Source organism: Arthrobacter saudimassiliensis (assembly GCF_059090665.1).
This window is the reverse complement of sequence record NZ_JBNHFX010000001.1, coordinates 923,006-939,734: the sequence shown is the minus strand read 5'-3', so window position 1 is coordinate 939,734 and position 16,729 is coordinate 923,006. Positions and strand designations below refer to the sequence as shown.

Annotated in this window: 14 protein-coding genes and 2 pseudogenes; 6 read left to right on the top strand and 10 right to left on the bottom strand. The window is 70.3% G+C overall.

Translation table 11 applies throughout. The features are described 5' to 3' along the window. Positions 1-24 precede the first annotated feature (24 nt). Positions 25-1,826 (bottom strand): annotated as a pseudogene (locus AC5RV6_RS04335) (NAD(P)-binding domain-containing protein). A gap of 239 nt (positions 1,827-2,065) precedes the next feature. On the opposite strand from AC5RV6_RS04335, the gene AC5RV6_RS04330 reads away from it, so the two are divergent. Continuing rightward, positions 2,066-2,665, top strand: a complete 600-nt coding sequence (locus tag AC5RV6_RS04330) for an antibiotic biosynthesis monooxygenase (RefSeq protein ID WP_494006044.1) — start codon at positions 2,066-2,068, stop codon at positions 2,663-2,665. 79 nt (positions 2,666-2,744) lie between these two features. Here the strand turns inward: AC5RV6_RS04330 and AC5RV6_RS04325 are convergent, their stop codons facing one another. The 3 genes from AC5RV6_RS04325 to AC5RV6_RS04315 all read right to left on the bottom strand — a co-directional run bounded on the left by AC5RV6_RS04325 (position 2,745) and on the right by AC5RV6_RS04315 (position 5,166). Continuing rightward, the gene (locus tag AC5RV6_RS04325; RefSeq protein WP_494006043.1) at positions 2,745-3,689 is read right to left on the bottom strand and encodes a 5'-3' exonuclease; all 945 of its coding nucleotides are present in this window, start codon (positions 3,687-3,689) and stop codon (positions 2,745-2,747) included. Between the two features lie 158 nt (positions 3,690-3,847). Further along, a complete protein-coding gene (locus AC5RV6_RS04320) occupies positions 3,848-4,831 on the bottom strand; it encodes a permease prefix domain 1-containing protein (RefSeq protein ID WP_494006042.1) in 984 nt (327 codons plus the stop codon). Further along, a complete protein-coding gene (locus tag AC5RV6_RS04315) occupies positions 4,828-5,166 on the bottom strand; it encodes a PadR family transcriptional regulator (RefSeq protein ID WP_494006041.1) in 339 nt (112 codons plus the stop codon). Before AC5RV6_RS04315 ends, AC5RV6_RS04320 begins: the two co-directional genes overlap by 4 nt. A 219-nt stretch (positions 5,167-5,385) precedes the next feature. Here AC5RV6_RS04315 and AC5RV6_RS04310 point away from each other — a divergent pair, with 219 nt between their 5' ends. From AC5RV6_RS04310 to AC5RV6_RS04290, 5 genes are all read left to right on the top strand, one after another. Continuing rightward, complete coding sequence (locus AC5RV6_RS04310) at positions 5,386-5,793, top strand: four-helix bundle copper-binding protein (RefSeq protein WP_494006040.1); 408 nt, start codon at positions 5,386-5,388, stop codon at positions 5,791-5,793. Positions 5,794-5,890: 97 nt separating this feature from the next. Continuing rightward, entirely contained in the window at positions 5,891-6,937 is a 1,047-nt protein-coding gene (locus tag AC5RV6_RS04305) for a glucose 1-dehydrogenase (RefSeq protein ID WP_494006039.1), read from the top strand. Between the two features lie 117 nt (positions 6,938-7,054). After that, positions 7,055-8,410, top strand: coding sequence for a sensor histidine kinase (locus AC5RV6_RS04300; protein WP_494006038.1), 1,356 nt, complete (start codon positions 7,055-7,057; stop codon positions 8,408-8,410). Beyond that, entirely contained in the window at positions 8,403-9,101 is a 699-nt protein-coding gene (locus AC5RV6_RS04295; RefSeq protein WP_494006037.1) for a response regulator, read from the top strand. Before AC5RV6_RS04300 ends, AC5RV6_RS04295 begins: the two co-directional genes overlap by 8 nt. 144 nt (positions 9,102-9,245) lie before the next feature. Continuing rightward, positions 9,246-10,484 (top strand): NAD(P)/FAD-dependent oxidoreductase, encoded by a 1,239-nt coding sequence (locus AC5RV6_RS04290; RefSeq protein ID WP_494006036.1) that lies wholly within the window; start codon positions 9,246-9,248, stop codon positions 10,482-10,484. A 135-nt stretch (positions 10,485-10,619) separates the two neighbouring features. On the opposite strand, the gene AC5RV6_RS04285 is transcribed toward AC5RV6_RS04290, so the two are convergent. The 6 genes and pseudogenes from AC5RV6_RS04285 to AC5RV6_RS04260 all read right to left on the bottom strand — a co-directional run bounded on the left by AC5RV6_RS04285 (position 10,620) and on the right by AC5RV6_RS04260 (position 16,620). After that, the gene (locus AC5RV6_RS04285) at positions 10,620-11,237 is read right to left on the bottom strand and encodes a malonic semialdehyde reductase (protein WP_494006035.1); all 618 of its coding nucleotides are present in this window, start codon (positions 11,235-11,237) and stop codon (positions 10,620-10,622) included. Positions 11,238-11,386: 149 nt separating this feature from the next. Continuing rightward, complete coding sequence (locus tag AC5RV6_RS04280; protein ID WP_494006034.1) at positions 11,387-12,613, bottom strand: MFS transporter; 1,227 nt, start codon at positions 12,611-12,613, stop codon at positions 11,387-11,389. Between the two features lie 193 nt (positions 12,614-12,806). Continuing rightward, complete coding sequence (locus tag AC5RV6_RS04275; protein WP_494006033.1) at positions 12,807-14,957, bottom strand: xanthine dehydrogenase family protein molybdopterin-binding subunit; 2,151 nt, start codon at positions 14,955-14,957, stop codon at positions 12,807-12,809. Beyond that, positions 14,954-15,349, bottom strand: coding sequence for an FAD binding domain-containing protein (locus AC5RV6_RS04270; RefSeq protein ID WP_494006623.1), 396 nt, complete (start codon positions 15,347-15,349; stop codon positions 14,954-14,956). The genes AC5RV6_RS04275 and AC5RV6_RS04270 overlap by 4 nt, the downstream gene beginning before the upstream one ends. Before the next feature lie 27 nt (positions 15,350-15,376). Beyond that, a pseudogene (locus tag AC5RV6_RS04265) lies at positions 15,377-16,018 on the bottom strand (FAD binding domain-containing protein); the annotation flags it as partial. Next, positions 16,015-16,620: a (2Fe-2S)-binding protein gene (locus AC5RV6_RS04260; protein WP_494006032.1), complete on the bottom strand. Its 606-nt coding sequence runs from the start codon at positions 16,618-16,620 to the stop codon at positions 16,015-16,017. The pseudogene AC5RV6_RS04265 and the gene AC5RV6_RS04260, both read right to left, overlap by 4 nt. Positions 16,621-16,729: the final 109 nt, after the last annotated feature.

The window sequence follows — 16,729 nt, the reverse complement described above, 5'->3', positions numbered from 1 at the left end:
GCGGGTGGAAACGCCGCTTTCGTCTTAACGCCTGTGATGCGAAGGCTGCAATCCGTAGACCGGAGTGGGCAGCCCCTCCATCCGTGCCTTCAGCTGCAGGGCAAGGAAGAGCGAGTAGTGCCGGCTCTGATGGAGATTTCCGCCGTGGACCCACAGGTTCTCGACGTTGGTGGGCTTCCACATATTTCGGAGCTCACCCTCCCAGGGTCCGGGGTCCTTTGTCGTGCCGGACCCGAAGCCCCAGCACTTGCCCACCTGATCCGCGACCTCGGGGGAGATGAGGTCGGCGAGCCAGTTATTCATGGACCCGTAACCGGTGGCATAAATGATGAGGTCAGCGTCCAGTTCCGTCCCGTCGTCCATGACCACGCCGTTTCCGGTGAGCTTGGCAACCTGTCCTCGGTGAAGCTTCACCCGTCCGTCGATGATCAGCTGCGAGGCGCCGACGTCGATGTAGTAGCCCGACCCGCGGCGCAGGTACTTCAGGAAAAGCCCGGATCCGTCTTCACCGAAGTCGAGCTCAAACCCGGCTTCCTGCAGCTGGCGGTAGAAGTCGGCGTCGTGCTCGGCGATCTGTTCATAGATGGGAATCTGCGCCTCCGGCAGGATGCGGTAAGGCAGCGAGGCGAACAGCATGTCCGCCTTTTCGGTGTTCACCCCGGCGGCCAGCGCGCGTTCGGAGTACAGGTCGCCGAGGGCGAACTCCATGAGGGAGTCGCTGCGGACCACATGGGTGGAGGAACGCTGGACCATGGTGACGTCGGCCCCGTGTTCCCACAGGTCGGCTGCGATGTCATGGGCCGAGTTGTTGGAACCGATGACCAGGGCTTTCCGTCCGGTCTGGTCGCCGCCGCCTGGGTGCTGCGAGGAATGGTACTGCTCGCCGAGGAAGGCCTTGGCGCCGTCGAATTCGGGGATGTGGGGGTAGCCGGAGACGCCGAGGGCGAAGACCAGGTGCTTCGGACGAAGGACGAGATCCTCACCGTGCCGGTGCACGCGGACTTCCCATTCGCCCTCGGTTTCGTTGAACCGGGCGTTGAGGCATTCGGTCCCGGACCAGTAGTCCAGTTCCATGACGGCGGTGTAGTGCTCCAGCCAGTCCCCGATCTTGTCCTTGGGCGCGAAGACCGGCCAGTCATCCGGGAACGGCAGGTACGGCATGTGGTCGTACCAGACGGGGTCATGCAGGGCGAGGGACTTGTAGCGCCGCCGCCAGGAATCACCGGCCTTCTCGTTGCGCTCGAGGACCAGGGTGGGCACGTTGAGCCGGCGCAGCCTGGCGGCAAGGCCGATGCCTCCCTGGCCACCGCCCACGATGACGCAGTACGGCTGCTCCTCGCGCCCGAGCCGTTCCTGCGGTCGATTTTCTCCTCCAGCCAGGATTTCCGGCCGCGGGCGATGGTGTGTTCCACGCCTTTGGCCCGCCGCGGACCCTTCGCCTCTTCGTAGCCCTTCAGCTCCTGCAGCGTGGTGAGCAGGGTCCAGCACCTGCCACCGCGCAGGCGCAGGTGGCCCCAGCCGCGGCCTGCCCCGGTTTCGAAGGTGATCCACGCTTCGATAAGGCCGGCGTCGCCGGTGGCGGGCTCGGCCAGGGCCCAGCCCGAGGGCGCGGTGTCGTCCAGGACGGCCTCGAGCATTTCGGTGATCTGGCTCCGGCCTTCACACGTCTTGAGGTTCCAGGTGAAGGAAACGAAGTCCCGCCACAGCCCGTCCGTTTCGAACAGGTCTGCGGCGGCCTCGGCGTCGCGTTCGGTGAGCGCCGTATCAAGCCTGCGAAGCCAGTCCTCCACGGTCCGATCGAGTTGGGGTGCTGCGGTGTCGGGCATGTCCACTCCTTCGTGGGGCGAGCTTGAACGGGGACAGTAAACCCCCGTCCCCCGCCCAGGGGAAGACGTGCAGGACCTGCCGTTCCGGTCTTGACTGTTTCGAGCCAGACGGGTTGCGTGCGGCCGTCCAGGTTTGTCCGTCGACGCCGACCCGGCCGAAGAGATCGGCCTACGCGGGTGCTGAGCATCACCTGCCGCGAAGTCGCCGCCTCCGCCGCGCCGCCCGGATACTTGAACCCATGACAATCACCTCCGCTGAAACCCTTCCGGCCCGGGAGCCGGAAGCGGTTACGGTCTCGATCACGCGCCGGGTCGATCCCCGCCGCGTTCCCGAGGTCACGCACTGGGTCCAGGACGGCGTCAACCTCGCCAACGCCTGGCCCGGGTTCCTCGGCTCGGGCTGGGTCCGCGCCTCAGCCACCTCCGACGAGTGGCACATGCTCTACCGGTTCGCCGACGAAACCACGCTCGACGCCTGGGAACAGTCCGACGAGCGCCGCACCTGGCTCGAACGCGGCCGCGACATGGTCGAAGACCGGACCGTCACCCGCCGCACCGGCATCGAAGGCTGGTTCGACGCGCCGTCGGTCACCACCGACCTGCAAACCCCCGTGAAGCCGCCCGCCTGGAAGCAGTCAATCGCCATCTGGCTCGGCTTCTTCCCCGTGAACCTGATCTTCACTTGGCTGATCGGGCTGGCGTTCCCCGAGTGGGACGCCCTGTTCATGCCGCTGCGGGTGTTCCTCACCACCGCCATCCTGACGCCCATCATGGCCTACTGGGTGCTGCCCTGGGTCACCGGGATGCTGCAGCCGTGGCTGCAGAAGCCCCGCCGCTGAGCGGCGCGCTCCGCGATCGCCAATGAGGACGACGGCGGCCTGGCCCGGGGCCGGGCCGCCGTTCAGTAACCGCCGCCGCTCAGGAACCTCCGCGCTCATCCAGCGCCGCCAGGAACCGTCGCACCGAACCGCCCAGGTTCCATTCCTCGGCCAGCCGCTCCAGCTCGGCCCGGTTGTCGCCGCTGACCGGGTGCAGCTGCGCGCCCGCCTGGTCCAGCGAGGGCAGATCGAGGTCCCGGACCACGCGTACGACGTCGGGCGCCACCTCGAGGTAGTCCGCCGCGGCCGCCAGCTTGGCCCGCACACCGGAGGCCAGCCCGCTGTCCCGGTCCTCCGCCGCGGCGAGCAGCGCCTCAAGCGTGCCGTACTCGGCCAGCAGCGACGAGGCTGTCTTTTCGCCGATCCCGGACACGCCAGGCAGCCCGTCGGACGCGTCGCCGCGCAGGGTCGCGTAGTCCGCGTACTGCTGCGGCAGCACCCGGTACTTGGCGACCACCTCCTGCTCGGTGAGCACGTCCAGGTTCTTCATGCCCCGCGCCGTGTAGATCACCCGCACTCCGCGCGCGTCGTCGATCAGCTGGAACAGGTCCCGGTCCCCGGTGACGACGTCCGTGGGCAGCTCGGCGCGGCTCGCATAGCTGCCGATCACATCGTCGGCCTCGTGCTCAGCGGCGCCGACGACGGCGATGCCGCCCAGCTCCAGCACCCGGCGGATCATCGGGATCTGCGCTTCGAGCGGATCCGGGACCACCTCGGTGTCCGGGCCGACGTCGGACGTTTCCGCGACCCGGTGCGCCTTGTAGGTGGGCAGCAGGTCCACCCGCCACTGCGGGCGCCAGTCGTCGTCCCAGCAGGCCACCAGGTGGGTGGCGCCGTAGTCCACGGTCAGCCGGGCGATCATGTCCAGCAGCCCGCGGACGGCGTTGACCGGGGTGCCGTCGCTGCGTTTGATGCTGTCCGGAACGCCGTAAAAGGCGCGGAAGTACAGGGAGGCGGTGTCAAGCAACATCAGGCGCTGGGGCATAGCTGATCCTTGCACGATCCGGGTGCCGCCGTCAGGTCCGGGATCCGGGCCGTCGTCGGAACACCGGTGCCGTTGCAGCAGCAGGCCGGCCCGGGACTCGAAGTCCCGGGCCGGCCTGCTGCTGCGATTTTCTTATCTGGGCGGGTTCGCCGACGCCGCTAAACCGTGGCCGGTTCCCGCGGAGCCTCCTGCCGCTCGGCCTTCCAGGCCTTCACGAACCCGTCGGCGATGTCCCAGATGCCGATGAAGAGCACGAACGCGGCGGTGATGCCGTTGATCCAGCCGGTGTTGGCGCCCTCCCAGTTCGCTTCGGCCAGGAAGGCCCAGTTGTAGACCTGGTCCGTGGCCAGCAGCCACAGGACCGGAACCATGAACAGCAGTCCCAGCACCGTGTTGACGGCGGCGGAGCCCCAGGTCCAGCCCCTCCGCAGGTACAGTGCCACGGTGAAGGCGATCTCCACCGCCAGCAGGACGATCACGTAGGGCAGCCAGAAGCTCCACAGCCCGTCGTTCAGCACCGGGACGGGCTCCCCGTTGAGGTACAGGGCCGAACCGAAGTGCTGCCAGATCAGCACGGCGATGAAGATGCCGAGCATGATGACCGAGGCGACGGTGTCACCCAGCGAGACCTGCGACCGCCGCGGCAGCTGGGGCAGCTGCTCCGGGGTCCACCGGGCCAGGCCGAGGTCGCTGCGCCGGGTGCCGGTGCTCTGGATGATGTAGAACGCCAGGGTCACCCAGAACGCGATGTTCACGACGACGCTGATGCCCAGGCCGATCGCCGAACCGATGGCGCCGCCGATGTCGGTCGGCTCCAGGGCGAACCTGATGACCAGGTTGGCGACCACGGCGAGCGGCACCACGATGATCAGCAGCGTCTTCAGCAGGCGCCACCAGTCAAGGAACAGGTCCGGACCGATCAGGTACAGCGGCCGGTCCGCGTACCGGGCCGCCAGCCGCGCCGGATCACCGAATTCGGTGAGGACGGCGGTTTCGGCTGCGGCCGGCGTCTCGCCGGCCTCGACCCGGGCCTCGACGGCGTCGGAGATCGAGCCGCGGAGCTCCCGGTCAATGTCCGAGCGCTGGCTCTCCGGAATCGACTTGAGGGCGGTGAAGACGTAACGGTCGATGAGCGTACTCATGAGGGCCTTCCTTCATTGAGCTGCCGGATAGAGGTATGCAGGTCGTCCCAGTCTTTGAGCAGCAGGTCCAGCAGTTCCCTGCCCTGCTCGCTGGTGGTGTAGAACTTCCGCGGCCGCGCCTCCCCGGTGTCCCAGGAACTGGTGAGCAGTCCCTGTTTCTCCAGGCGGCGGAGCAGCGGGTAGAGGGTGTTCGCCTCGACGCCGAAACCCGCGTTCCCGAGCGCCTCCAGCAGGCCGTAGCCGTACCCGGGGCGCTTGAGGATGGACAGGCAGGCCAGCACCACGGTTCCTCGGCGCAGTTCCTGCAGATGTCCGCCCAGCAGATCTTCATCCATGTCCAACACGATAGTGTGCGTCACACAATATTGGAAGAGGCGGTGGTCAGAAGTTTTCAGGCCGACGGCCCGCCGGACAGGCGGCGGAGTGCGGCCGCACGGTTGTTCGGCATCGCCGATCATCAGTAGCCTGATGATCGTGGTCCGGGGGCCCCTGCGCCTCTTCACGGCAGCCCCGGGCAGCCGGCAACTGCACCCCAGGCGATTGGAGAAGAGAACATGACCCACGTTCAGCCCATGCTCGACAGCTGGCCCGGCGATCTCGGGCTCGACCAGGCGGCGCTCGCGGAGTGCATCGCCGCCTGCTACGACTGCGCCCAGACCTGTACCGCATGCGCGGACGCCTGCCTGGCCGAGGAGATGCTCGGGGAACTGCGCCGCTGCATCCGCACCGATCTCGACTGCGCGGCGGTCTGCCAGGCAACGGGGCAGGTGCTCTCCCGCCAGACGGCCCGGGATCCCTACCTGGTCCGTTCCCTGCTGGAGGCCTGCCGTGCCGCCTGCCGGGTCTGCGCGGAGGAGTGCGAGCAGCACGCGGACATGCACGAGCACTGCCGGATCTGCGCCGAGGCCTGCCGGCGCTGCGAAGCCGCTTGCGCGGACCTGCTGGCGGTCCTTCCTGCCTGAATCCCATCCGCAGGCGCCGATAATTGAACCAGGCAATCGAGACACGGCTCGGCGCAGCGCGCCCGGGTGACCCGTTCAGCGAAAGGCAAGACAGCACATGAAGGCCATCAGCGTTATCCCCGGCGATCCGGACTCCCTGCGGCTGGCGGACTTCAAGGAGCCCCGCGCGGAGGAAGGATCGGTCCTCGTGGAGGCGCTCGCCGTTGGCCTCTGTGCCACGGACCGTGAAGTGATCGACGGCGGACATGGGGAAGCGCCGGAGGGTCACCGGGAGCTGGTCCTCGGCCATGAGAACCTGGGCCGGGTCCGCGAGGCGCCGGCGGAATCGGGGCTGGAACCGGGGGACCTGGTGGTCGGAATCGTCCGCAGCCCCGATCCGGAACCCTGCGCCGCGTGCGCCGCCGGGGAGTTCGACATGTGCCTGAACGGCGGATACCGCGAGCACGGCATCATGGGCATGGACGGCTTTGCCCGGCAGCTCTGGCGCGCCGAGCCGGATGAGCTGGTGCGGCTGGATCCTGAGCTGGAGTCCGTGGGCGTCCTGCTGGAGCCGGCCACCGTGATCGCCAAGGCCTGGGAGCAGATCGAGGAGATCGGCCGCCGGGCCTTCTTCGAGCCGAAGGTGGCGGCCGTGACCGGCGCCGGACCCGTGGGGCTGATCGCGGCGTACTTCGGTATCCGCAGGGGTCTGGAGGTCCACGTCTTCGACCTCGAGGAGGGAACCAAGGCGGACCTGGTCCGGGATCTCGGCGGCATCTTCCACACGGAGACGCTGCCCGAGTCCGGGCTGGCCCCGGATGTGCTCATTGAATGCACCGGCGTGCCCTCCGTGGTGCTCGATGCCGTGCGCGCTGCGGGAAGGAACTCCATCACCTGCCTGGCGGGCGTGTCCGACGCCGGGGAGGAGATTCCGGTGGACGTGGGCGCGCTCAACAAGGAAATGGTGCTGGGCAACGCGGTGGTGTTCGGCACCGTGAACGCCAACCGCCGCCACTACCTGCAGGCGGTGGAGGCGTTCACCGGCGGCAACACGGCGTGGCTGCGCCGGCTGATCACCCGCACCGTCCCGCTTTCCGACTGGCGGCAGGCCTTCGAGACGCAGGAGGACGACATCAAGGTGGTCATCGACTTCAGAGCCGGTTGAGATCCGGCCTGCCTCGGGTGGCCGGCCTCAGCCCCAGGGCTGGAATCCGGCTACCGCAGGGCGGAAACGCAGCGGATGTCCGGCCGCGGGTGCCAAGCGCCCGCTAGCCTGCTCGGCATGGACAACCTGACCCGATTCCTTCGCACCTGGGGTGCGCCGTGTGCCGCGGCCGTCTTTTTCACGCTCTGGTGCATCGGCGAAGCCGGCCGCATGGGCGGCAGCTTCCTTGCCTGGCCCGGCGCCCCGACGCTGACGGTGCTCACCCTGGCCATCGGCCTCGCCGCCGTCGCGCCCCTGGCCTCACTTGTGCTTGCCGTCCTGCTGGCAGCCGCGCTCCTCGGGCACCTGGTGGGTCCCTTATCCAGCGACTGGGCCATCTACCTGGGTGTGGGATACGCGTTGTTCTTCGCGTCTTTGAACCCCAAAACACGTGCCTGGCATGGCCCGGCAGCAGCGCTGGTCTTCTCCGGCATCTTCGCCTTCCTGATGGTCTCCCGGCAGTACGGCTCGGGGGTCGGCTGGCTGTGGGTGCTGGGGGTGGCCCGTCCCACGATGTTCGCGTACTGGCTGATGGTCTCCGGACTGCTGCTGGTGATCATGCTGCTGTGCTGGCTGCCCGGAATGGCGCTGCGCCTGAGGGAGGAACGGGGGTGGCTCACCGGGGCCCGGCTGAAGGCCGAGGAGAGCCTGCGCCACGCCGAAATCGACCTCATCGTGGAGCAGGAACGCAACCGGATCGCCCGGGACCTGCACGACGTGCTCGGCCATTCCCTGGCCGTGATCGCCGCCCAGGCGGACGGGTCGCGGTATCTGGGCAAGGACCAGCCCAAGCCGGTGCTGAACGCGCTGGAGAACATTGCCGTGGCGGCCCGACGGGCGCTCGCCGACGCCCAGCGGGTTATCGACGGCGTACGTGAGGACAGCCTCGAGCGGGCGCCCCAACCCGGCATCGCCGATCTGGACACCCTCCTCGCACAGATGCAGGCGGGCCAGCTCAGTATCGAGCGGACCGAATCCGGGGCGCCGGTCGACCTTGAAGCAGGCCAGCAGCTGGCGGTCTACCGGATCGTCCAGGAGGCGCTGACCAACGCCCTGCGCCACGGCGGACGGGGAACGGCGGTCATGATCCATCTCGACTGGAGCGGTCCGGGCCTGGCCCTGCAGATCGGTTCCCGCGGCGCTGCCCCCGAAGGCGGTGCGGCAGGAGGGCCTGGAGTCGGCGCGGTTTCCGGGAGCGCAGCATCGGAAAGCGGGGAACCGGGCGGACAGCCGGGACGCATCGGCCGGGGCATTCCAGGCATGCGGGAGCGCGCGAACCTGGCGGGCGGCTGGCTTACCGCCGGTCCCGATGGCGCGGACTTCCGGGTGACGGCCTTCATTCCCTACAGTGCGGCTGCGGTATCTCCGGTCCTGGCTTCGGCGGCCTTGCCCGCAGCGGAACCGGCACTTGCACTTGGCCGCGCCGGTGAGTGAGGCGGAGGCCGAGGCGGGATCCGCCATCCGGGTCGCTCTTGTGGACGATCAGGCACTCTTCCGGTCGGGCCTGAAGATGCTCATCGATTCGCAGCCGGACCTGCTGTTCTGCGGTGAAGCGGACAACGGGGAAGCAGCACTGGCGCTGGCCGCAGAGACGGTGCCCGACGTGATGCTGATGGACCTGCGCATGCCCGTGCTCGGCGGCGTTGCCGCCACGGCCCGGATCACGGCCGCCGCCCGCGAAGACGGCAGGGAACCACCCAGGGTCATTGCGCTGACCACCTTCAACCGGGATGCGGCCGTCGTGGACGCAGTGGCGGCCGGCGCCAGCGGCTATGTACTCAAGAGCTCCGACCCCGAGTTCCTCCTGGCGGCGATCCGCACCGTGCATTCCGGCTACTCGGTTATTGCGCCGGGTTCGGTGCACGACCTGTTCCGGCACGCAGCCCGTACCGCCGCGGGTCCGGCTCCCGGCCCCCGGGTGGAGGCACTGGCACCCCTTTCACCGCGCGAGCGGGACGTCTTCCTGCTGGTGGCCAAGGGGTTGAGCAACGCGGAGATCGCGGCCGCTGAGTTCGTGGCGGAAGCGACCGTGAAGTCGCAGATCCGCAGCATCCTGGCCAAGCTTGAGCTGCGCACCCGCATCCAGCTGGTGGCCTATGCCTACGAGAACCGCCTGATGGGCTGACGCCGCGGCGGCAGCACATGCGGCGTCTTCCTTCGCCCCGCCGCTTCAGGAAGGCTGGGCCGATGGGCGCCGGCGCCGTCGGGCAGAATGGAGCGGGGCGCGCAGGCGGAAGGCCGATGGCTGCGCCCCGGAACAGGAGCGGTCATGGGCGTTGTCATCATCGGAGCCGGGCAGGCAGGGGTGCAGGCAGCGGACTCGCTGCGCGCCGGCGGGTATGACGGCGCGGTCACCCTGGTGGCCGGGGAGGCCGGCCTGCCATATCAGCGGCCGCCGCTGTCCAAGGACTGGCTGATGCCGGCTTCGCCTGAGCCGGCCCTGCTGCCGCTGCGTCCCGCCGGGTTCTTCGACCGGGAGAACGTGACGATGCTGCATGCCGCCGCCGTCGGTGTCGACCGCTCGGCCCGCACCGTCGGCCTCGATGACGGCCGGGAGCTGGCCTATGACCATCTGGTCCTTGCCACCGGGTCGCGGCCGCGGCCGCTGCCCGCGCCGGGAGCCGACCTGCCCGGAGTCCTCCAGCTGCGCACCGCCGCCGACGCCGCCGCCCTGCGCGCCGGGCTGGGCGCCGCCCGCAGCGTGGTGGTGGTCGGCGCCGGATTCATCGGCCTGGAGGTCGCCGCCGCAGCGCGGGCGCATGGCTGCAAGGTGACGGTGCTGGAGTTTGCGCCGCGCCCGATGGCACGTGCGCTGACGCCGCGCATGGGGGAGTGGTTTGTCCAGGCACACGCGGACCTGGGCATCGACCTGCGCCTGGGCGAAGGGATCAACGCCTTTGCCGCCGGCCCGGACGGGCGCGTGGCGGCCGCGGTCTCCACCGCCGGCGTCGAGTATCCGGCGGATCTGGTGGCGGTGGGCGTGGGCGTGCTGCCCAACCAGGAGCTGGCGGCGGCCGCCGGACTGGAAACCGGCAACGGCATCGTGGTGGACGCCGCGCTGCGGACCGATGATCCCCGCATCTACGCGGTGGGCGACGCCGCGGCCTTCCCCGGCGGCCCGGACGGCGCCCTGGTGCGGCTGGAATCGGTGCCCAATGCCGTGGACCAGGGCCGGCACGCCGCCGCGGCGATCCTCGGATCCGGCGAACCCTACCGGTCCCTGCCCTGGTTCTGGTCCACGCAGGGCCCGTACCGGCTGCAGATGGCCGGGCTGGCGCTTCCCGACGACGAGACGGTGCTGCTCGGCCGACAGGAGGACGGCGCGTTTGCGGTGCTCTGCTTCCGCCGCGGTGTCCTCGCCGCGGTCGAGACGGTCAACCTCCCCTCGGAACACCTGGGGGCACGGAAGCTGCTGGAGGCCGGCGCGCAGGTCACGCCCGCGGACGCCGCAGCCGCGGGGTTCAGCCTCAGGGGTGCGGCGAAAGCGGCCCGGCGGGCCCGGACCTGACGGTGCCCGCCTGACGGCGCACGCCCGCCCGGCTGATCCCGCAGACGACGACGGCCCGCCGTTCGGGGGGAACGGCGGGCCGCGGCGCCGGCTCCGGCAGCGGCAGGACGCCGCCGGCGGAGCCGGAGCGTCAGGCTAGAGGGTCAGGGTCGCGTCGGCGTAGCCCATGCGCGGCAGGCGCGGGTGGCGCGGTTCGCCGGCGGGAACGCCGATGTTGACCACGAGGAAGGTCTGGCGTTCCAGGCCGGCGTGCAGGTCGGCGTCCAGGCCGGCGGCGTCGAAGCCGCCCATGGGCCCGGCGGCCAGGCCCAGGGCGCGCACGGCCAGCAGGAAGTAGCCGGCCTGCAGGTGGGCGTTGTTGTTGCCCATGACGTTGCGCAGCTCGGGGTTCGCGGCGAAGGACTCGGCCATCGCGGCGGCCGGCGGGAAGTGCTCCGGGAAGCGCTCATGCCAGTTGCGGTCGAAGCTCAGCACCGCGGTCACCGGGGCGGAGGCGGTCTTGGCCTGGTTTCCCTCGGCCATGTGCTGCACCAGGCGGGCCCGGGCGTCGGCGGAACGGACCCAGGTGATGCGCAGTGGCTGGATGTTCATGGCCGTGGGGCCCATCTTGGCCAGCTCGTAGATGGCCTCCAGCTGCTCGTCGGTGACGGGCGCATCGCTGAACTCGCCGACCGTGCGGGCATCACGGAACAGTGCTGCCAGTGCGGTGTCGTCGAGGATCGGGAGGGTGGATTCCAGGGTGCCGTCGCTCATGCGGGCTGTCTCCTTTGGGTGGGGATAGGGGAACACATAGTTGATACTTCAATGAAACCAACGGTCCCTTCCGGCTGCTCATTCCGGCCAGCGCCGTGATCTGCGTCACGTGCGCTGCGGGCAGGGGACCGCGGACGACGTCGGGCGCGTCAGGCCGGTGCGGTGTCCTGGTCCGGCACGGCCAGCCGCGACCGGCGGCCGCGGTGCCTGCCGTGGAGCAGGAAATACAGGCCCATGGTCACCACGGCCAGGCCTGCCATCAGCAGGTACATGCCGTGATAGCCGGTGAGCGGAATCAGCAGGCCCAGCAGCAGCGGCCCCAGGCCGCAGCCGGCGTCGAGCATGAGGAAGAACGTGGAGGTGGCGATGCCGATCCGGTGCTCCGGGGCGTTGGTCACCGCAATGGTCTGCCCGCTGGGCATGAGCCCGCCGAATCCGATGCCGATCAGCACGGCGGCGGCAAGCAGCGCCCAGGTGTCCCGGGCCAGCCCGAGGACCAGGAGCCCGACGGCGAACACGGCCAGGATGGGGTAGACCACGGTGTTGTCGGTGCGCCGGTCATGGATCCGGCCGATGAACAGCCGGGACACCAGCACGGCCGCGGCGTAGACGAGGAAGAAGATGCTGCCGGCCGCCACCAGGTCCAGGGCGGTGGCGTAGGAGCTGAGGAAGGACATCACGCTGGAATACGCCACCCCGGCCAGGAACATCACCACGGCGATCGGCAGGGCGGCCGGATCCAGCACATCGGTCAGGCGCAGCCGCCACTTTTCCTGCCGCTCGCGTTCGCTGGGCACCCGCTCCGGCAGGCGCAGCAGCAGGGCCAGCAGCAGCGCGGCGGCCGAGGCGCCGGTGCTGACGGCGAACAGCGCGGTGTAACCCACGGTGTCGGCCAGCAGCAGGGCCAGGAAGGGGCCGATCGCGGCGGCCAGGGTGGCGGAGATGCCGAAGTAGCCCATGCCCTCGGCACGGCGGCGCAGCGGAATCAGCCCGACCACGGAGGCGGACACCGCGGTGCTGGCGGCGCCGAAGGCCATGCCGTGCACCAGGCGGATTACCATCAGCAGGCCCAGGCTGTCCGCCGGGATGTACAGGGCGCCGGCGATCACGTAGGCGACCAGGCTGATCAGCAGCAGCTTCCGCCGCCCGACGAAGTCAAGGTACTTGCCGGCGAAGATGCGGGCGGCGAGTGCTCCGAGGACGAAGATGCTGGAGGCCAGGCCGGCGGCGCTTTCCGCCGCGCTGAACTGTTCCACGGCGTAGAGGGCCATGGTGGTGACCAGCAGGTAGAAGACGGTGGCGATGAAGAACTGGGTGAGGATCGCCAGGATGAAGCTGCCGCTCCACAGTTTTCGTTGCCCTTCTGTGCCGGTCATGCCTGCCTGCTCCTCATCCTGCCCGGGCGCGCCGCGGAGGGCGGGTGCGCCGTGTGGTGCCGCGAACCCCCTTGTCCGTGCCTTGAACGTCGTTCAGGATACGCCTGCCTCCATCCCGGTCCTGCCGCCGGTGAGCCGGGTCTCACCGGCGGCCCGGACCGGCGTCCCGGGCAGGCATGCCGACTGCGGACCGTCAGGCCAGGAATTTGTCCGGTGTCAGCGGCAGGTCCCGGACCCGGATGCCGGTCGCGTTGTAGGCCGCGTTGGCGATGGCGGCGGCGGAGCCCACGATGCCGATTTCGCCGATGCCGCGGGCACCGAGTTTTCCGGCGTGCGGGTCGTCGTCTTCGATCCACAGGGCGTCGACGTCGAGGATGTCGGCGTGCGCGGGCACGTGATATTCGGCCAGGTCGTGGTTGACGAAGATGCCGAACCTGGGGTCCATGACGCTCTCCTCGTGCAGGGCCATGCCCAGGCCCATGGTCAGCGCGCCGATGAACTGGGACCGCGCGGTGGAGGGGTTGATGATCCGGCCGGCGGAAAACACTCCGAGCAGCCGCGGCACCCGGACCTCGCCGGTGTCGGCGTTCACCTGCACTTCGGCGAAATGCGCGCCAAAGGACTGCAGGGTGAACTCGTCCGCCGCGGGGTTTTCCGGCGGCGATGCCTCGGACTGCGCGCCCGGAGACGGCGCCTCGCCGTGGTCGGCCCGGAACTGTTCGGCGGCGGCAATGATGGTGGCGCCCCAGCTGACGGTGCCCGAGGAACCTCCCGCCACCGTGGCCAGCGGCAGGGCGCTGTCACCGATCTGCAGCCGGATCCGGTCCAGCGGCACGTCCAGGGCATCGGCGGCGATCTGGGTGAGCGCCGTCCATGCCCCGGTGCCGATGTCGGCGGCGCCGATCTGCACGGTGTACACGCCGGCGCTGTCCAGCCCGCCGACGCCGGCGGCGGCCCGCGTCCCGGCGTCGTCGGTGCCGGGTCCGGTGCCGGCGTCGTACCGGATCCGGGCCTTGTTCGCCGGCTGGGCCATGAACGGATAGGTGGCACTCGCCACTCCCAGCCCGGTCCACCAGCCGTCCACCAGCCGCTGCCGCGGACGCCGGCTGCGCCGCTCCCAGCCGAAGTGCTCGGCGCCGCGGCGCAGGCACTCGGCCAGGTGCCGGGAGGCAAACGGCTTGCCGGTCTCGGGATCGGTCCGGGTGTCGTTGCGCAGCCGCAGCTCGATGGGATCCACCCCGCAGGCCTCGGCCAGCTCGTCCATGGCAACCTCGGGGCCGTACATGCCCGGACATTCGCCGGGTGCGCGCATCCAGGAGTTCACGGGAATGTCCAGGGCGGCCAGCCGGGTGGTCGTGGCGCGCGCCGGCGCCGCGTACATCATCCGGATCGGCGCCGGGGTCTGCTCGGCGAACTCCTTGATCACGGCGGTCTGCTCCACCACGTCCAGCGACAGCGCCTGCAGGGTGCCGTCCCGGTCCGCGGCGAGCCGGATCTTCTGGATGGTGGGCGTGCGGTAGCCGGCCAGGGAGAACATCTGCTGCCGGGTCAGCGCGAAGCGCACCGGCCGCCCGCCGGCCCGCAGCGCCGCCAACCCGGCCAGCACCACGTTGGCGTGCGGCATGCCCTTGGAGCCGAACCCGCCGCCGACATGCGGGGCGATCACGCGCACCTGGCTCTCCTCGAGCCCGAACACCGGTGCCAGGGCGCCCTTGACCACGTGCGTGCCCTGGGTGGAGTCGATGAGTGTGAGCACCTGTCCGTCCCACTGCGCGGTGGTCGCGTGCGGCTCCATCGGGTTGTTGTGCTCCGCCGGAGTCCGGTAGACCGCCTCTACCACGATGTCGGCGCTGACGAATGCCCCGGCCACGTCGCCGTCGCTGCTGTCCGGCTCGATGCCGGTGTTCAGCTCCTCGGGTTTGTACAGCTCCGGGTCCTCCGGGTCCAGGGCGGCCCGGTGCGGCTCGTCGTCGTAGCGGACGACGACGGCGGCGGCGGCCTCCCGCGCCGCCTCCGCGGTCTCGGCGAGCACGGCGCCGACGAACTGGCCGCGGAACCCGACGTCGGGGCCCTGCAGCACGGCCAGCTCGCGATCTTCGGTGTCCGCAAGCCGGGGCGCGTTCAGATGGGTCAGCACCTGCGCCACGCCGGGCACCGCCTCGGCGGCCGCGGTGTCGATGCCGGTGATCCGGCCGCGGGCGATGGTCGAGAGCACGGGGAACAGGAACAGCGGGTCCTCGGCCGGATGCTCGACGGCGTACGGGGCGGTGCCCTTGACCTTGAGCACTCCGTCCAGGCGTTCGATGCCCAGGCCGATCTCACGGGCCGGGAGCAGCTCGGTCATCGGATCTCCTCTCCGTCGTCGTCCACTCCGCCGTCCGGGCCCCCGGGGCCGGCGCCGTCACCGCGGGCCACCCCGGTCAGCCCGCGCAGCACCGCGGTGAGCGTGCTGCGCAGCATCGGCACCTTGAACGCGTTGCCGGACAGCGGGCGGGCCGCCTCCAGCTCCGCGTCGGCGGCGCGCCGGAACAGCTCCTCGGAGGCGGTTTCCCCGCGCAGCAGGTCCTCGGCGGCCCAGGCCCGCCACGGCTTGTGCGCGACGCCGCCAAAGGCCAGCCGGGCCTCCCGGATCACCGGGCCGTCCGGGCCGTCCTCGAGGTCGACGGCGGCCGCCACCGAGACCAGCGCGAAGGCGAACGAGGCGCGGTCGCGTACCTTCCGGTAGGTCGAGTTCACCGCGTAGGGCACCGGCGGCAGCTCGACGGCGGTGATCAGCTCACCGTGCCCGAGCACGGTGTCGTGCTGCGGTTCATCGCCGGGCAGCCGGTGGAATTCGGAGAGTGGAATCCGCCGTTCTCCGTACGGGCCGAGCGCCACCACGACGGCGTCGAGCGCGGACATCGCCACCGCCATGTCGGACGGATGCGTTGCAACGCAGTCCTCGGAGGCGCCCAGGATGGCCAGGTTGCGGTTCAGGCCCTCCCGGGCGGAGCATCCGGTGCCGGGCTCCCGCTTGTTGCAGGGCGTGGTGATGTTCTGGAAATACACGCAGCGGGTCCGTTGGAGCAGGTTCCCGCCGGTGGTGGCCAGGTTGCGCAGCTGCCCCGAGGCCCCGGAGAGCAGCGCCTTGGCGAGCAGCGGGTAGCGGGTGCGCACCAGCGTGTTCGCCGCGAGGTCGGCGTTGCGGACGTTGGCGCCGATCCGCAGCCCGCCCTCGTCGGTTTCCGTGACGGTGTCCAGCGGCAGCCGGCTGATGTCCACCACCAGGTCCGGTTCGGTGACGCCGAGCTTCATCCGGTCCACGAGGTTGGTGCCGCCGGCCAGGAACACGGCGCCCGGGTGTTCGGCGGCGGTGGCGACGGCGCCGGCGGCGTCGTCGGCGCGGTGGTAGTCGAAGGGCTTCACGGCCGGTCCTCCGGATGTGAGGTCATCGACTCGGCGGTGGGGGAGCCGGCCAGCTCGGCGTCCGGCTGCTGCTGCTCCGCGCCGCGGCGGTGTTCGAAGGCCGCCGCCCGGCGGACGGCGGCGACGATGTTCACGTACGCGCCGCAGCGGCAGAGGTTGCCGCTCATCCGCTCCCGGATCTCCTCATCGGTGAGGGCGACGGCGCCGTCCTCCTCCAGGGCGGTGGCGGTGGAGGGCTGGCCGGCGGCGGCCTCCTCGATGACGCCCACGGCCGAGCAGATCTGCCCGGGCGTGCAGTAGCCGCACTGGAAGGCGTCCTCGGCCAGGAAAGCCTGCTGGACCGGGTGCAGCGTGTCGCCTCCGGCGAGGCCTTCGGCGGTGACGATCTCCGCGCCGTCGTGCGCCACGGCCAGGGCCAGGCAGGAGTTCGCCCGCCGCCCGTCCAGCAGCACCGTGCACGCGCCGCACTGGCCGTGGTCGCAGCCTTTCTTGGGGCTGGTGACGCCCAGCCGGTCCCGCAGGGCGTCCAGCAGCGTGGTGCGGGTATCGACGGCCAGCGGCCTGGGCTGCCCGTCCACCTGCAGGGTTATGTGTGCGTCCATCGGCCCCTCCAGCATTCGACAGTAGGCTTAGAACCTATCGTGACTCGCGTCACGCTCACAACGACCCCGGTCGGCGCCTGCCGGCGGGACGGCATCGGCCACGGGGCGC

Bases quoted from the DNA above. Each gene is read 5' to 3' on its own strand.
- AC5RV6_RS04330 (WP_494006044.1), top strand. From the start codon at position 2,066: ATGACAATCACCTCCGCTGAAACCCTTCCGGCCCGGGAGCCGGAAGCG.
- AC5RV6_RS04325 (WP_494006043.1), bottom strand. From the start codon at position 3,689: ATGCCCCAGCGCCTGATGTTGCTTGACACCGCCTCCCTGTACTTCCGC.
- AC5RV6_RS04320 (WP_494006042.1), bottom strand. From the start codon at position 4,831: ATGAGTACGCTCATCGACCGTTACGTCTTCACCGCCCTCAAGTCGATT.
- AC5RV6_RS04315 (WP_494006041.1), bottom strand. From the start codon at position 5,166: ATGGATGAAGATCTGCTGGGCGGACATCTGCAGGAACTGCGCCGAGGA.
- AC5RV6_RS04310 (WP_494006040.1), top strand. From the start codon at position 5,386: ATGACCCACGTTCAGCCCATGCTCGACAGCTGGCCCGGCGATCTCGGG.
- AC5RV6_RS04305 (WP_494006039.1), top strand. From the start codon at position 5,891: ATGAAGGCCATCAGCGTTATCCCCGGCGATCCGGACTCCCTGCGGCTG.
- AC5RV6_RS04300 (WP_494006038.1), top strand. From the start codon at position 7,055: ATGGACAACCTGACCCGATTCCTTCGCACCTGGGGTGCGCCGTGTGCC.
- AC5RV6_RS04290 (WP_494006036.1), top strand. From the start codon at position 9,246: ATGGGCGTTGTCATCATCGGAGCCGGGCAGGCAGGGGTGCAGGCAGCG.
- AC5RV6_RS04285 (WP_494006035.1), bottom strand. From the start codon at position 11,237: ATGAGCGACGGCACCCTGGAATCCACCCTCCCGATCCTCGACGACACC.
- AC5RV6_RS04280 (WP_494006034.1), bottom strand. From the start codon at position 12,613: ATGACCGGCACAGAAGGGCAACGAAAACTGTGGAGCGGCAGCTTCATC.
- AC5RV6_RS04275 (WP_494006033.1), bottom strand. From the start codon at position 14,957: ATGACCGAGCTGCTCCCGGCCCGTGAGATCGGCCTGGGCATCGAACGC.
- AC5RV6_RS04260 (WP_494006032.1), bottom strand. From the start codon at position 16,620: ATGGACGCACACATAACCCTGCAGGTGGACGGGCAGCCCAGGCCGCTG.